Annotated in this window: 12 protein-coding genes; 3 read left to right on the top strand and 9 right to left on the bottom strand. The window is 63.2% G+C overall.

Going from position 1 to position 15,171, the window contains the following annotated elements; all coding sequences use genetic code 11:
• Positions 1–5 precede the first annotated feature (5 nt).
• Positions 6–4,793 carry a dermonecrotic toxin domain-containing protein gene (locus tag CWE01_RS28595; RefSeq protein WP_100943925.1) on the bottom strand — a complete coding sequence of 1,596 codons (4,788 nt, stop codon included), beginning with the start codon at positions 4,791–4,793 and terminating at the stop codon, positions 6–8.
• A gap of 192 nt (positions 4,794–4,985) precedes the next feature.
• Positions 4,986–5,477 (bottom strand): GNAT family N-acetyltransferase, encoded by a 492-nt coding sequence (locus tag CWE01_RS28590; protein WP_100943924.1) that lies wholly within the window; start codon positions 5,475–5,477, stop codon positions 4,986–4,988.
• Positions 5,478–5,733: 256 nt separating this feature from the next.
• Between CWE01_RS28590 and CWE01_RS28585 the strand changes: the two genes are divergently transcribed.
• On the top strand, positions 5,734–7,209 hold the full coding sequence (locus CWE01_RS28585; RefSeq protein ID WP_100943923.1) for a basic amino acid/polyamine antiporter: 1,476 nt from the start codon (positions 5,734–5,736) through the stop codon (positions 7,207–7,209).
• An 86-nt stretch (positions 7,210–7,295) separates the two neighbouring features.
• Here CWE01_RS28585 and CWE01_RS28580 read toward each other — a convergent pair whose 3' ends face one another.
• A complete protein-coding gene (locus CWE01_RS28580; RefSeq protein ID WP_100943922.1) occupies positions 7,296–8,183 on the bottom strand; it encodes a universal stress protein in 888 nt (295 codons plus the stop codon).
• Between the two features lie 365 nt (positions 8,184–8,548).
• On the opposite strand from CWE01_RS28580, the gene fnr reads away from it, so the two are divergent.
• Together fnr and CWE01_RS28570 are read left to right on the top strand one after the other, a co-directional pair.
• Entirely contained in the window at positions 8,549–9,304 is a 756-nt protein-coding gene (gene fnr, locus CWE01_RS28575) for a fumarate/nitrate reduction transcriptional regulator Fnr (RefSeq protein WP_100943921.1), read from the top strand.
• Positions 9,305–9,415: 111 nt separating this feature from the next.
• Complete coding sequence (locus CWE01_RS28570) at positions 9,416–9,985, top strand: GNAT family N-acetyltransferase (RefSeq protein ID WP_100943920.1); 570 nt, start codon at positions 9,416–9,418, stop codon at positions 9,983–9,985.
• 41 nt (positions 9,986–10,026) lie between these two features.
• On the opposite strand, the gene CWE01_RS28565 is transcribed toward CWE01_RS28570, so the two are convergent.
• The 6 genes from CWE01_RS28565 to CWE01_RS28540 all read right to left on the bottom strand — a co-directional run bounded on the left by CWE01_RS28565 (position 10,027) and on the right by CWE01_RS28540 (position 15,134).
• A complete protein-coding gene (locus tag CWE01_RS28565; protein WP_100943919.1) occupies positions 10,027–10,941 on the bottom strand; it encodes a universal stress protein in 915 nt (304 codons plus the stop codon).
• 155 nt (positions 10,942–11,096) lie between these two features.
• Entirely contained in the window at positions 11,097–12,227 is a 1,131-nt protein-coding gene (gene zapE / locus CWE01_RS28560; protein WP_100943918.1) for a cell division protein ZapE, read from the bottom strand.
• Positions 12,228–12,274: 47 nt separating this feature from the next.
• A complete protein-coding gene (locus CWE01_RS28555) occupies positions 12,275–12,616 on the bottom strand; it encodes a nuclear transport factor 2 family protein (RefSeq protein WP_100943917.1) in 342 nt (113 codons plus the stop codon).
• Positions 12,617–12,671: 55 nt separating this feature from the next.
• Positions 12,672–13,388, bottom strand: coding sequence for a YafY family protein (locus CWE01_RS28550; RefSeq protein ID WP_100943916.1), 717 nt, complete (start codon positions 13,386–13,388; stop codon positions 12,672–12,674).
• A 315-nt stretch (positions 13,389–13,703) separates the two neighbouring features.
• Positions 13,704–14,345, bottom strand: a complete 642-nt coding sequence (locus tag CWE01_RS28545; protein WP_100943915.1) for a hypothetical protein — start codon at positions 14,343–14,345, stop codon at positions 13,704–13,706.
• Between the two features lie 15 nt (positions 14,346–14,360).
• Complete coding sequence (locus tag CWE01_RS28540) at positions 14,361–15,134, bottom strand: OmpA family protein (RefSeq protein ID WP_100943914.1); 774 nt, start codon at positions 15,132–15,134, stop codon at positions 14,361–14,363.
• Positions 15,135–15,171: the final 37 nt, after the last annotated feature.

The following is a 15,171-nucleotide window of genomic DNA, read 5'->3' as shown; positions in this document are numbered from 1 at the left end:
CGGGACTAACGGGAACCCGGAAAAAAATGCTGTTGAGCCGCGGCCAGGTCGATCCGGCTGCGATAGATCTGCAACGCCAGGTTGGCATTGCCGCCCTTCCCCGTCTGGATCTTCTTGAAGGCCTTTTCCTGCTCCAGCGACTGGTATTTGCCGCCGAGCTTGCGCTGCTCGGCAGTTTTCAAGTGGGCGGCCTCGAAAGCCGAGTCGAGTGCCGACAGGCTCGGGTAGTGAAAGTGCGCGTACCACAGCGGCTTGCCGTCCTTGTCGAGCAGCGCATACTCCTGCAGGAAGTCATTCTTGCCGAGCGGGACCCGCTCGCCTTCCTTGCGAATGCTCACTTCGCCCAGTCCCAACAGGTAGTCGATACGCGGCATTTCCGGCGGGTTGGCCTTGATCGCGAGGATCCGTGCGTACTGCCCGGAGGCCCGCAGTCTCGGTACCGCGTCACGCAGTTGTTGCGCCACCGCCTGGGCATTCCTGACCCGCTCCGGGTTGCGCGGCGGTGTTTGCGCCACGCCGAGGAGCTTGTCGATCTCCGTGGCCTGGTGCTCCATCGCCTCGGCCTGCAAGCGCAGGATGTCCTCCTGCGCCCTCGGCGCATTGGAGCGCACGGCCTGGCGCATGACCCGATCGATCGCCGAGGCTTCGTCATTGAGCAACTGGCGTGCGCTCGACACCCGCTTTTCCAGTCCGACCTCGGGCCTGATCACTGCGGGTTTGGCCGGTTTGTCCGGGGCGACGACCGCCTCCCAGAGGCCATCGGCGGTATTTTGCCGGTAGGTTTCGATCACCTGCCCATAGACATCGCTGATCTGCACGGTCTCTTCGCCATCCGCCGATGCCGGTGCCTGGACTTCACCGGACAACAGCTGTCGGTGGCGCGTACGGATGACTTTTCTCGTGGTCTTTTTCGCCGATGGGCCAGCAACCGGCAGGGGCGGCAGCTCCCAATCATCCTGGCCCAGCAACTGGCGCAGATCTTCCCGGGTCTCCTGCCCGAGTGCCTTCAGTGCCGCGAGCACCTGGTCGAGTTTTTCCGTAGGCAGGCGACGACTGACCAGCGTCGCCAGATAGAACTCGAGTTTTTCCTGAAGATCACTGGATTGCTCGACCACCGACTCCAGCAGCTCGATACGCTCGCCGGCCAACAATTTGACCTCATCAAGGGCATCGAGGGAGGAGTAATAGGACACATACGACCGTTGGATCTGATCCCAGATGTCCTCAAACATTTCCTGCCCGAGATGCTCGGGCGTCAGCTCGCCCAGGGCAAAACGGTTCTTCAACTGTGCAATCTTCCAGGCGCGGACTTCCACTTCGATGGAGCCCCAGCCGACCGTTTTGATCAACCGCTGATAACTTTCCCGGCCATCGCGCATCTGTCTCAGTTGATCGAGCCAGTCCTTCTGCAAAAGGGCCCAGTCGACCGCCTTGTCCGTGGCCGCGGCATCACGCTCCCACTCGGCCTGAACCAAAGCCGGCGCCAGCTGCTCTGCCTCAGGCAGTTGGGAAGCCCTCGAATAGGGCATACCCAGTCTCTCCAACAACCAGGTTTGCTGGGCATGGAGCAAGGTCTGCAGTCCGTTCACCCCATTGTCCAGCGCATTGATCTGAAAGGGCCGCACGGCCTTGATCAGCCGGGTATCGGCCATCAACTTCTTGCTCAGGTCCATTTGTTGGCGATAGTTCTGCAGGTTTTCCTCCAGCAAGGCGGTCATCTCGCCAAGCAGTTCGGTTCGACGCTCATAAGTGATCCGCTTGGCCGTCTCGCCCTCGGTCGCCAGCCTCCAGCGCTTGACACTGTTGTTGATCAACGGCGCGCTATCCTTGGTCTGCTGGTTGAGTGCTATCAGTGTCTCGCGCGCCTCGACGAGGTTTTGCGATCCACCGGCCTGGGCCCGCTTGGGCGGACTGCCACCGCGCAAACGCATATCCAGGCTCCAGCGCCCCTGCTCGTCGCTGCGCACCCAGGGTCCGGCATTGCCGTGCTCGTCGACGACTCGGATGCCCTCTTCGTCGGCCTCCCAGGCCACTTCGTAAAGATCGCCCTGGATCAAGGCGCACCATTTGCCCTTGCCGGCATCCTCGATATGGACCAATCCCCGAGCCGCCCCCGAGTCCGCCACGCGGCCCAGTTCGGCCAAGGCCGATACCGGCTTGTCAAACGGGCGCAAACGATAGGCGCGAACCCGCCTCATCAGCGAATCGGGGATTGGCCAACCGGACATCGACCACCCACTCAGTTCGGCACGGGGCAAGTCGGGCGCCCGCGCGATGGTCGGCGCGGGCAATACCTGCTCACGCGGCGGCTCGAGCCTGGGCAACGGCGGCACCTCGGTCTCGCCGGGGGCGGAAGCGGCGCGATAGTGCAGCAGCAGGGCCGCAAGATTGAACAACAGGTCCGCCGCCCCCGCCGACTGTTCCGCCCGATTGTCGCTGTCCAGCGCCCGCAGATCGTCGTGGCCGATCTTCAGGATCACCAGCCAGCCGAGCATCTCCACCAGACGCCCGACATAAGGCAGCAGGCCGGCAAACGGCAGCTGGGTGATGCCCAGCAACACCCGCCAGGCGCCCTCCTTCCAGTCCGCCCAGCGCTGTTCGGCATTGGACACCGACTGCCGGTCGGCCTGCTCGACCTGGGCCTTGACCATGGCGGTGAAGATCGCCGCCAGATAATCACCTTCGACAGTGCCCTCGGCGAGCGTCGCGGGGACAGGCCTGGACGGTGCCGGGGCGAACTCGTCGCCACCGAGGAACTGCTCGATATGCGGCGCGTCGAAGCCGCCGTGGCCATAACGCTGGCGTGCCGTTTCGGTCATCCAGGTCAAGACGCCGCGCTGCAGATCGCCGGGCTGGCGGATCGCGGCGAGCAACGCCTGGCGGGTTTCGAATTGGCGCAACGGTTGTTGCAGGAACAACGGGCGGTACAGAATCAGCGGGCCGCGGCTCATGTCCCGTGGACCGATCAGGAACATCGCCTGCACCTCGTCCGCCTGCCAGTCGGCCCTGGCCTTGAACGCCAGGGGCCGCAGGACGATTTCCACGCTATCGACAAACCGCCCCCGGCCCGCCGGCTGGACCAGCGCCTGCACGTAACGGAAGCCGTCGAGGCTGAACCCCGACTCGCCCTTGATCTTCAACTCCAGGGCCTGGAGCGGCAAACGCACCCGCCACTGCGCGACGAACAATACCTCGCGCCGCCTGGCCTCGGCGGCATCAGTGATCAAATGCGCCTTGAGCAGGTCCGGGTAGGCCTGGCCGATGTCCGCACGGGTCACCAGGCCACGCAGGTAATCCGCCGTCATCCATTGCGGGACGGGCTCCGGCAACCCGCGCACTTCGATGCGAATCCGCATACCGGTATGGCGCATGCCCCCCAGGTTGGCCAACGCCAGTTCCACCAGGGTCATGTCGACCGGTACCGTGACCTGCGCCTGTTGCGGATCGAGGGTCTGGGTAGTGCTGTAGTCGAGTTTATCGATATTGAGCTTGACTGCATTCGGGTCGATGACGCTGGCCGTGGGATGGTCCTGGTGCATCAGTTCCTGCAATCGTCGCGCGGCAAATTCATTGAGGGTGCCGATGTCTTCGAGGAAATGCCGGCCTCCAGACTCACACTGCTGGCGCGCCAGTTCGCGCAGCAGAGCGCTGTAGCTTGAACGATCGGCAACCGATGCACCGAGCAGCCAGTCCGGCAGCGACTCGCTCGTCAACCCCAGGGCCGCCGGGCCACAACGTTCTTGCCTGAGCACCTGGAAACGGCTGGCATCGTAGGTCCTGGCGGGCACGGCGAACCATTTGCCCGGATCGGTAATGTCGTCCACCCAACGCTGAAGATGAGCCCTGGCCTCCCAGTCGCCCGGAGGCGTCGCGCTCAACGCCTGCAATTGATATTCGAGCAAACCTCTTGCCAGGCTGTCACCGATCACTTCGGCGGGTTCATTCCAGCGCCAGACCAGCGACTCCCTTATTTCCAGATTGCGCCCGGCGGTCCGGCTGCCGATCAGCATCGCGACCAGCTCGGCACTGTCCATCTTGCCCTGGCGCAGGCCGCCTTCGCCCGGATGAAAATAGAGCGGATAGGGCAATGGCTGCAAACTCTCTTCATAACGCAGGAAGTCGATCACCGGAAACAACTCCGGGTAGCGTCGCCCCTGGGCATCCACGCTGAAGACCCGGGTCTCGAAGGCGCGAATATCCAGGGCCGGGCTTTCGTCGGGCGCATCGCCAGGCGAGTAGCCCATGTAGAACGGCAGGCGACTCAGGTCAGGAAGCCCTGTGCGGCCAGGCGTCTGCCCCGGCACGAGCAAGCGTCCGATCGCCGCCGCCAGCCGCGCCCAACGGCTCGGCCCGTGCCCCTCCGGCGATTGATTCCAACGCTCGATCAGCTGCTGTTTCAGGCGCTCGAGCAGCAGTGACCGCGCCGCCTGGTCCAGGCGCTTGAGCAACCCGTCGAGATCGATCGCCAGGGGTTTCTTCGCAGCCGGTGGCTGCTCGCGCCAGAGCAGGTTATGGGTCTCCAGACGCAAGCTCCTGGAAGCCCCCCAGACCGGAACCCGCAGGGCGAAGCGCTCGACCATGACCTCACTGAGGCTGTAATAGTTATGCCCTGCCGGGGCTCCGTCGATACCCTGGGCCAGGACCCAATAGGGCACGGCGAGGCGGACCCGCTCGGCCGACAGATCGAATTGGCCATAGTGCTCGTCCAGCACCCCCTGAACCAGCGGTGTCGCGACCGAGAGCAAACTGGGGCTGTCGGCGAAAAGTGCCTTGGCGACCGAAGTCGGATCCATTGATTGACTGTCCGGAACCGGCGACTGCGTTGACATGGTTGGCGTCCTCGTTCGAATGATAGGAACGAGTCGTTACCGGGAGCATCGGTTTGCCGGCCACGACTCCAGGAGGATTCAAACCTCCCGGCAGGCACCGTGTGCGGTAGATGGATAGGCCCTCTTCCGGCAGAGGGCCTGGGCGCTGCGGCGGGACTAGAGGTACTTGTTCCAGAACAGCATCTGGCCGTGCTCCGGATCGAGCTGCGCGCCGCTGAAACCGAACTTTTTGTAGGAAGCCTGGGCCACGCCGTTGCCTTCCAGCACCTCCAGGGTGATCTTGCAGCAGCCACGTTGACGGGCGATGTCCTCGACCTTCTGCAGCATCTTCTGGCTCAGCCCGAGGCCACGAAACTTGCTCACCACCGAGACATCATGCACGTTCACCAGGGGCCGGCAGGCAAAGGTGGAAAAGCCTTCGAAGCAGTTCACCAGCCCGGCCGGTTCGCCGCCGACAAAGGCCAGTACGCTGAAGGCGTGGGGCCGCTTGGCCAGTTCGCCGGGCAACTGTTGCAGCATGTCCGGTGCCAGGCTCTGACCGCCGCCCATCGGGTCTTCGGCATAGTGATTGAGCACCAGTCCAATCGCCTCGGCGTGTACCGGGTTGGTGTAGCTCGCTTGCAATACCAGTATGTCTGCAACGTCCATGTCAGTCCTCGGCGAAACCATTAAAGGGAGCTCTTGCGTGTCAGGAGCCCGATTGTAACCACGCCCGGCGCGGGAAAAGGAAGAAAATTCATGCGTCGCCCCCCGGCTGCGGGAGGCAGCAACGCCTATCCCTCCGAGCCTTGATAAAAATCAACAGCCCCGGGCTCCCGGGCGTAGACATTCGCACCATGCGTTCAAAGCGCGTCGCCGTTGCTGATCGGCGCACACGAACGCCCCGCCCCCTGGAGGTGTCATCATGGCAACGCCCCTGCAACAGGCTTCATCCCCCGGCACGACCGCGCCCTTATTGAAAGCGGCGCCCCTCGTGCAATCGGCCCGCTTGTCCCTGAGCCTGCTGATCGCCCTGGTGGTGGGCTCGATCATCGGCAGCGGCGCCTACAGCCTGCCGCAAAACATGGCGGCGGGTGCCGGTGCCGGCGCGATCCTGATCGGCTGGCTGGTCACCGGGGTCGGCATGTTGTCCCTGGCCCTGGTCTACCAGATGCTCTCCAACCGCAAACCGGAACTGGACAACGGCGTCTTCGCCTACGCCAGGGCCCTGGGTGGCGACTTTGTCGGTTTCAACTCGGCCTGGGGCTACTGGATCAGCGCCTGGATCGGCAACGCCGGCTACCTGGTCATCCTGTTCGCCGCCGCCAGCTATTTTTTCCCGGCCTTCGGCGAGGGCAACAACAAGGTGGCAATCATTGCCGCGTCGCTGCTGCTCTGGGCCATGCACTTCATGATCCTGCGGGGCGTACGCACCGCGGCACGGGCCAATGCCATCACCACGGTGGCCAAGATCGTTCCGGTCCTGGTGTTTATCGGTTTCGCCGCCGCCGCCTTTCATCGCGAGACCTTTGTCAGCGGTTTGTGGGGCGCACCGGCCCTGGGCTCGATCCTCGACCAGGTCAAGAGCACCATGCTGGTGACCGTCTGGGTCTTTATCGGCATCGAGGGCGCCAATGTCTATTCCGCCCGGGCGGCGGAGCGGGTCAACGTCGGCCGGGCCACCATCATTGGTTTTGTCATTACCCTGTTGCTGCTGATTTCGGTCTCACTGCTGTCGCTGGGCATCCTTGGCCAGCCCGAGCTGGCGGCCATGAAAAACCCTTCGACCGCCGGCGTGCTGCAAGCCATTGCCGGTCCCTGGGGCGCCATGATGATCAGCCTGGGCCTGATGGTTTCCGTGGGCGGCGCCCTGCTGGCCTGGACCCTGCTCTCGGCCGAATCCTTGTTCAGTCCGGCCAGGGCCAGTGTGATGCCTGCGCTCCTGGCCAGGGAAAACAGCCATGGCGTGCCGGCCAATGCCCTGTGGGTCACCAACGGTTGCATTCAGCTGTTCCTGATCCTCACGCTGTATTCGAACGCCACCTACCTGGCGCTGATCTCCCTGGCCACCTCGATGATCCTGCTGCCCTACCTGTTCAGCGGCCTCTATGCACTCAAGGTCAGCTGGCAGGCACGTGACCAGGACGGGCACGGCGGCCTGAGATTGCGCGACCTGGCCATCGCCCTCGTGGCCAGCGTCTACTGTTTCTGGCTGTTGTACGCGGCCGGTCCCAAGTACCTGCTGCTCAGTGCCCTGCTCTACGCCCCCGGCTCGCTGATCTACCTGGTCACCCCTCAGCGCAAACCGCTCAATGGTTTCGCCAAAGGCCTGCTGGTGCTGATCTGGCTGGCCGCCGCAGTGGCCGCCTGGATGCTCTGGCAGGGCCTGTTGAGCCTCTGACACACCTTGGCGTGGCGTCATGAAAAAGCCCCTTGCCGGTCACCGGCAAGGGGCTTTTCGATTGACGCCACAGGGCAAGCCGCGACTCAGTCGGGCTTGACCGTCAACACACTGCATTCGGGAATCAGCAAGGTCCGCTCGGTGGTATCGCCGATCAGCTTGCCCAGCCCCTTGGGCTGGACCGAGCCCATGACCACCACATCGATTGCCTGGTCACGGACAAAGTCGGTGATCACCCCCACCGGCGAGCCCATCAGGAAATGCCGGCGCTCGGCCGGCACGCCATAGTCGTCCGCGAGCCTGGCGAAAGGTTCGAGCAAGGCGACACGCAGCTCCTCGACCCAGACCAGCGTGACACAGGGATCGGCCATGAGCGCCGGAGCCAGGTCGTAGGCATACAGCACATGCAGCTCGGCATCGCATTGCAGCGCCAGGGACTCGGCCTGACGGATGATCTTGCGGTTGAACTCGCTGATACCCGCCTCCCCCGTGGAGGTATCGACGGCTGCCAGCACCCGCCGGGGCAACGCCGAGGCGATCTGGTTGACCAGGTGCACCGGCACCGGACTTTCCTGCAACAGTTGCCAATCCAGCGGCGTGGTGAAGACCCGCTTGAGCAGCGGCTCCAGGTACACATCCTTGATCAGCAGATCGGGTTTTATCTCGCGGGCGTGGATCAGGATGTCGCGCAAGGGATGGGTGGTCCAGAGCGCTTCGGTGGTCAGTTGCAGGCCACTGTCGCGCAAGCTCGCGGTCACCCCCTCCAGCCAGGTCCGGTATGTTTCCATATAGGCGAGCCGGGCCTGTTCATCCAGGTTCGACTCGATCAGATGAGTGCGCGGCGGCGGCTCGACCAGGGCGGTGATATGCAACGCCGCACCGCTGGCCGCGGCGAGGGCGGCGGCCCGCCTGGCCGCCGGAGAATGGGGCAGATGCTGATCGGTGATCAGCAGCAGACGCTGGTATTGACTCATGACACACCTCCAAGGGCAGGACGTTCGGCGCTCCGGATAGCGGGCGGTGCCTTCACAAGACAAGGATTGAAAGTGTCCGCCCGAAGAGAGTCGGTCATCCTCGATTCTGCGACGCCCAGCCGACCGGGCCTTGATTTACATCAAGTGCCGACGGCTTGCCTGCTCGCCCGGTAGTCAGCGCACTCGCCCCGCGCGGCCTCGGCTTGATCTGTATCAAACCGCCGCCCAGGGCGGGACGAAACAAGGCCGTGGCCTGATTTATCTCAAGCCGCCCTCCGTACCTGCTAGGCTGGTCCGACTGGCCCTGCTGTATCGGTGTGCTTGCCCGAGGTGGACCTCTCCTTTTCCGATACAGAGGAATCCCCATGAACGATTGCGACGACCTCAAGCTCAAACCCGCGAGCCTGAAGTCAGCCTGTGCCAATTGCAGCGTGCTGGAGCTGTGTCTGCCCCTGGGCTTGAACGATTCCGAAGTCAAACGCCTGGACGACCTGATCGTCCAGCGTGTCAGGATCAAGAAAGGCAACACCCTCTACCGCCAGGGCGATCCCCTGCATGCCCTGTACGCGGTACGCCTGGGCTTTTTCAAGACCACCCTGACCTCGGAAGATGGCCGCGAGCAGGTCACCGGCTTTCAGATGACCGGGGAAATGCTCGGCATGGATGCCATCAGCGAGGACCGCCACGCCTGCAATGCCGTGGCGCTGGAGGACAGCGAAGTCTGCCCGATCCATTTCTCGCAGTTGGAACGCTTGTCCCGGGACCTGCCCTCCCTGCAGCACAACCTGAACAAACTGATGAGCCGGGAAATCGTCAGGGACCACAGCCTGCTGCTGATGATGGGCAATATGAATTCGGATGAGCGTCTCGCGGCGTTTTTTCTCAACCTCTCGCAACGCTTGTCCTTGCGCGGTTACTCGCCCTTCAGCTTCGTCCTGAGAATGCGCCGTGAAGAAATCGGCTCCTACCTGGGCCTGCGCCTGGAAACCATCAGCCGCGGGATCGCCCGGCTGCGGGAGCTGGGCCTGCTGGAGGTCCATGCACGGGAGGTGCGGATCCTTGACGTGGGAGGCTTGAAGGCGCTGATCGCCGGTTGCAGCCAGCAGGCCAAACCGCTGTAGCCAGGCCGTTGTGCCCGGGCTTGACTTGAATCAAACGCGAACACCCGCCGTGGCGTAGAAAAAGAACACCGATACCGGCCTACGACCGTACCTGTTCGAGGAGTTCTGATCATGCCCGACCTCAATAGCCCCACCCTGTCCCCGCCCGGCTTTCCCTCCGTGACAGGCGAACACTGGATCGAAACCCTGCAGGACGGTACTCCGGTCCTGATCAGGCCCCTGCGCGCCGAGGACCGGGAGCGGGAAAAAGCTTTTATCCTGCGGCTGTCCCCGGAATCGCGCCATCAGCGTTTTCTGGGAGAAATCGTTGAGCCCGGTACCAGCTTGATGGATCAACTGATGGATGTCGACGCGCACAACCGCGTCGCCTACGTGGCCCTGGCCCATGACAATGGCCTGTTGCTGGAAGTCGGAATCAGCCGCTATGCGGCCTCGGGCGTCGAACACGAATGCGAGTGCGCCATTACCGTTGCCGATGACTGGCAACAGCGCGGCCTGGGCACACGCTTGATGAACCACCTGATCGCCACGGCACGCCTGAATCACTTCAAGCGAATGTACTCCATCGACAGTGCTTCCAACACCCACATGCGGGCGTTGGCCGACGCCCTGCACTTCAGCCGCGAACGCGATCCCGACGATGCAACCCAGGTTATTCATCGGTTGTCGCTGCAATCCTGATCGCCCCCCCTGGCGCGGACCGATCCGCGCCAGACGCCTGTTCAGGCCGTGCACTCCGGGCTCAGGGTCAGGAGGCTGCAGGTACTGCGATACAGGACATTTTCCGCCGTACTGCCGAGGATGCTGTCCAGGCCGTGGGAATGGCGGGTGCCCATCACCATGACATCCACCGCGTTGTGCTCGACGAAAGCGCCAAGGGCGTCGATAACCGACCCTGTGAGAAAATGCCGCTGGGTCTTCGCGACCCCGTTGCGCTCCGCCAGGGCCTTGAACCCCTGTTGCTCATCGGCACGGCTGGCCATTTCCAGGCCTTCGGCCATCGGCAAGGTGCCCCAGCCCATTTCGTGGATATAGGAACGGGACTTGTCATGCACATGCACCAGGCTGAACGTCGCCGCGCATTGCCGGGCAAACGCCTGCCCCGCCCGGACCAGTGTGTCGTTGAAGCGCTCCTCGGACTTTTCCCCGCCCAGGTCCACCGCTACCAGGACATGGCGCGGCAACGGCCGGGTCTCGCCGGCCACCAGATGCACGGGCACCGGGCAATCGCGCAACAACTGCCAGTCCAGCGGTGTGGCGAACAGTCGCTTGAGCCCCGACTCCAGGTGGACATCCTTGATCAGCAGGTCGATCTCCAGGTCGCGGACGTACTCGAGAATGAGTTGCAACGGATGATGCTGCCAGAAAATATTGCAGCTCACATCCAGGCCCCGACCACGCAGACGATCCGCCTCCTGGTGCAGCCAGCGGCGATGCAGGTCCAGATAGCCCTCGCGGGCCTGGGTCATGGCTTTCTGATCGAACAGCGTGACCCCGTCAAGACTCGGGACATAGGCGAAGGCCAGGATATACAAGGCGGCCCCCGTGGACAGGGCCAGCTCGGTAGCCCGCTCGAAGGCGGGGCTGCGGTTCATCTCGGCGGGAGCCAGCAGCAGAATACGGTGGTAGTCGGACATGGCGCACCTCTGGAGCAACAGGGTCCCGGCCCACAGCGGCACTGGTTGACGAGCACCGGGCAAATCTCGCCATCATCGGGAGATCGGGACATTGCATGCATGATGGCGCGCGCCGGCCGCACAGGCTTGATTTACATCAAGGCGCACCGGCAGCCTTATTCAGGACCGGCAGATGCCTGGCCGAAACGCTGCAATTGCATCTCGCGCAAACGACTGAGGGTGCGACGGAACGGGAACGCCAGGTAGCCTTCGGTGTACAGCTCATCCAGCGGCACCTGGGCGGCTATATACAGCGGCACCTTGCGGTCGTAGCACTCGTCCACCAGGGCGATAAAGCGCCGCACGCTATCGTCGTGGACCGACAACTGCGGCAATTCGCGGTCCCCGGCATCGACACGCTGCGCCGCGTCTTCGGTGCCACGGGCGATCCGTCCGGAACGCTGGCGGGCACTGAGGTTCGGCACCTCGCTGAGGAAAATCGCCGTGTAACGATCACACAGCGCCATGAAGTCCATGGCCGCCAGGGGCTGCTCGCACAGCTCGGCATAGCGGCACCAGAGCACCGTCGGTGAAGCCTGCACCACCGCCAGGGTCCGATAGCCCATGGCGACCGGTTCGGCGGACAGCGGCTGCCCGGCCGTCAGCGCCTTGAACGCCTCGGCCAACGCCGCCGATTGCTCCTCGGGCTCGACCCAGTAACGCTGGACGCCGGTCCCCGGATGCAGACGATGATCCTCGCCGCCATCGACATCCACCACCTCCATATGCTGCTCGATGGCGGCAATCGCCGGCAGGAACCGCTCGCGATTGAAGCCATCGGCATAGAGCTGCCGCGGTGGCTGGTTGGAAGTGGCAACGATCACCACGCCCTCGTCGAACATCACCTGGAACAGCCGGCCGAGGATGATCGCATCGCCGATATCGTTGACGAACAGCTCATCGAAACACAGCACCCGGACCTCTGCGGCCAGCTCACGGGCCAGGGCCCGCAGCGGGTCGGCGATGCCGCTGAGCTGGAACGAGCGCTGGTGCACCCAGCCCATGAAGTGATGGAAATGCTGGCGTCGCGACGGCACGCGCAAGGTCTGGTGGAATTGATCCATCAGCCAGGTCTTGCCACGCCCGACCGGCCCCCAGAGGTAAACGCCCTGCGGAACCTGGCCCCGGTGCAACGCCTCGTGGCAGCGCTGCAAGGCCTGCACCGCCTGCCATTGGGCCGGGTCATGGAGAAAGCCGCGCTGCTCGACGGCCGCGCGGTAGGCACTCAGGGGAGAATCGACAGTCATGGCGTCGTGCAGGCTCGCAACCGGGGCTCGCAGTATGCCAGCTTGTCCTAGAGGGAAATATCCAACCGGGCGATCTTGCCCTGCTCGTTGAGCCGGAACACGTAGCGCAACTCCACCGAGCCGCCAGGGAACGTCCCCGAGACCAGTTGCTTGACCAGCACTTTGCCGGTGCGTTGCGCCACGTCGAGGACTTCGACCCGTGGCTGGTATTTACGCGCGGTTTCATCCATCCACTGGGCGATGGCGAGGGTGCCGACCCGATGATGGCCTTCATCGAAGACATTCGCGTCTTCGGCGAAGAAACTCGCCACCGTCGAACTGTCGCGGGCATTGGCGGCGCTGATATAGGCCTCGATGGCCGGGGCGAGCACCGAAGTTTGAGTGGTCATGCTGTTCACAGCTCCTTGCTGGTAGAAGGTGGAGCCATCCTAGAACAGCGCTCCGTCAATTCTTGTCAGGAGTGAAGCGCTCGTGTTCGTCCTGGTCGAACAGCTTGCGCCATTGCCTCAGCAGGTCGCTGCGCCGGCCCGGATAACGCTCGCCCTGCTCCCGGGCCGCGGCGATACGGTCGGTGCGAAAGGTCCGGAAGGCCTGGCGCAACTCACACCAGGCGACCACCACCCGCGCCTCGTTCATGAAACCCAGGGCCAGGGGCCAGATCAGCCGCTGGCTGGGCACCTGGTGCACATCGGCGTAATCGATATGCAGCTTGGCCTGGTCGCGAATGGCCTGGCGAAACACATTCAACGGCACGGCATTGTCCGGGTAGCCATACCCACGCGGCCCCGGCAGCAGGGTCGGATTGCGCAGGGCCTCCTGGGCGGCCGGCGCCAGCACCGCGGCGATCTTGGCCAGGGCATCGGAAGCGGCCTTGCTCAGCACCTCGTCGCCACGCTGATCGACATATTGCAGGCCAAGGACAATGGCCTCGGTTTCATCGGCATTGAGCATCAGCGGCGGCAGGAACAAGCCACTACGCAGGATGTAGCCGACACCCGCCTCACCCTGGATCGGCGCGCCGAGGGCGGTGAGTTCGGCGATATCGCGATAGACCGTACGCTCGGAAATCTCCAGCTCGCAGGCCAGCGCCGCAGCGGTGGTCGGACGGCTTTTGGCACGCAATACCTGGAGCAAGGTGAGTAAACGCGAAGTGCGGGACACGGTGGACGACCTCTGGCCGGATCAAGGGCCGCAGCTTAGCAGAGCCCCCTGTCAGGAATTGTCAGGAGCGCGGCGGCCTGGATGAAGTCAGCGCGGAGGCGTTGCGGGGCAAGGCCCGATGCACGATTTTTGAGGCGAGCGCGATCTTGTGGCGAGCGGGGCGCTCGCTGCGAAGCAGTCGCAAAACCGGCTATCTCAGCCTACCTGATGGACCGAGCTCTCTGGTTTTAGGGCCGCTTCGCGTCCCAACGCGGGCAAGCCCGCTCGCCACAAATTTAGACCAGGCCTGAGATCGCACCCAACGGCATAGGGGCATCAATCTTCAGACGTATCGACCTCGCCTCTTCTCACCCGCTTGGCAAACTCGGTCTCGATACCTTGCGCCAGTATCCGTGCCTGGCCTCGCCAGTCCTCGCGCTCGACCCGCCCTGGAAAGCTGAAGTAATGCTCTATCCAGTGCACCTGCGGCTCCGTCCATTGGGCAATCTGGGAAAACCGGTAAATACCCAGCTCATGCAGCACGGCTTCATTTTTATGACCCACCCCTGAAATCAGCTTCAGGTTATCGAGGGCGCCGGTGGGTTTTTCCATGACCAGCGGACGACTGCCCACCCCGGCGGCATCGATTGCCGCCGCCCGGGTTCCAGGCTGTGGAGCGGTGGTGCTGGTGGCGGCATCGGCCGCCAGCAGGGTGTGAACCCAGGCACTGAACCAGCAACCGACCAGGTAAGCCGCAAACAACAGCAAGGCACTTTCCAGCCACAAGCCGGCACGCCCCGGTAACAACTTGAGCACGGCGATCACCACACCGACGGCAAAGATCCATAACGCCCCATGCAACCAACCGGCGACCCAGCGGGCATGACGCTCGGTCTCACTGACGATCCAGCCCACCAGCAAACCCAGGATCCCGGCTATCAGCATCCAGCCCCAATACTGTTCAAATAAATAACTCATGATGGTTGCTCCTGGTTATTTAGCGTCAGTCGGGGCTGTGACAGCGTTGTCATCCGATACCTTTATTTCTATCCGACGATTTTGTGCCTGGCCCTGCGGCGTATCGTTCGACGCCACCGGATCAGCCTCGCCAAATCCCGCGGCTTTCAGGTGTTGCGCAGTGACGCCATGTTTGGCCAGATAAGTGACCACGGCTTCGGCCCGGCGCTTGGAAAGTCCCAGGTTGAAGGCAGCATTGCCGGTGTTGTCGGTGTAGCCATCCACTTCGAACTGCTCGTCGGGACACTGTTTGGCCGTGGTCACCAACGCATCCAGCGCCGTTTGCGAAGCCGGTGACAAGATGTCCTGGGCGGTATCGAACAGCACTTTGTATTGATTCAGGGCTGCGTCGAACTGTTGTTCGCAAGCCTTGGCATCAATAACACCGGTTGAGTTCTGTGCATTGGCCTGGGGCTCCTCGACAACGCCGGTCGTCGGTGCGGCCGGCGCGGGAGGGACAACTTCGGGAGGGCTGCCGATATCGCTATCGGGCGGTGTCACGGGCTCGTCGCCCAGGGTGCCGATCACCTGTCTGACACCATAGGTTTGACCGGCTGTGTCACGGGTTTTTGATGTTGCATTGGGCAGGGTCACGTCACGTCCGGCGACAGCAACGGGAGCACTATCAATCGCACTCCCCACGCGGGTCTGCAAATCCTGTTCGACTTCAGGCGTTGTTATCCAAAGAGCGGCCAACCACAGCAAAGCGAGTAACGGTAAACCCCACCACCACTTTTTCGAGCGTGCCATTTGTCTTCTCCTTAACGTAGAAAAACCAACGGACTGC

The organism is Pseudomonas sp. QS1027 (genome assembly GCF_002814235.1).
In the GTDB taxonomy this organism is placed as follows: Bacteria; Pseudomonadota; Gammaproteobacteria; order Pseudomonadales; family Pseudomonadaceae; genus Aquipseudomonas.
This window is presented reverse-complemented; position numbering and strand designations above follow the sequence as displayed.

Bases quoted from the DNA above. Each gene is read 5' to 3' on its own strand.
- CWE01_RS28595 (WP_100943925.1), bottom strand. From the start codon at position 4,793: ATGGATCCGACTTCGGTCGCCAAGGCACTTTTCGCCGACAGCCCCAGT.
- CWE01_RS28590 (WP_100943924.1), bottom strand. From the start codon at position 5,477: ATGGACGTTGCAGACATACTGGTATTGCAAGCGAGCTACACCAACCCG.
- CWE01_RS28585 (WP_100943923.1), top strand. From the start codon at position 5,734: ATGGCAACGCCCCTGCAACAGGCTTCATCCCCCGGCACGACCGCGCCC.
- CWE01_RS28580 (WP_100943922.1), bottom strand. From the start codon at position 8,183: ATGAGTCAATACCAGCGTCTGCTGCTGATCACCGATCAGCATCTGCCC.
- fnr (WP_100943921.1), top strand. From the start codon at position 8,549: ATGAACGATTGCGACGACCTCAAGCTCAAACCCGCGAGCCTGAAGTCA.
- CWE01_RS28570 (WP_100943920.1), top strand. From the start codon at position 9,416: ATGCCCGACCTCAATAGCCCCACCCTGTCCCCGCCCGGCTTTCCCTCC.
- CWE01_RS28565 (WP_100943919.1), bottom strand. From the start codon at position 10,941: ATGTCCGACTACCACCGTATTCTGCTGCTGGCTCCCGCCGAGATGAAC.
- zapE (WP_100943918.1), bottom strand. From the start codon at position 12,227: ATGACTGTCGATTCTCCCCTGAGTGCCTACCGCGCGGCCGTCGAGCAG.
- CWE01_RS28555 (WP_100943917.1), bottom strand. From the start codon at position 12,616: ATGACCACTCAAACTTCGGTGCTCGCCCCGGCCATCGAGGCCTATATC.
- CWE01_RS28545 (WP_100943915.1), bottom strand. From the start codon at position 14,345: ATGAGTTATTTATTTGAACAGTATTGGGGCTGGATGCTGATAGCCGGG.
- CWE01_RS28540 (WP_100943914.1), bottom strand. From the start codon at position 15,134: ATGGCACGCTCGAAAAAGTGGTGGTGGGGTTTACCGTTACTCGCTTTG.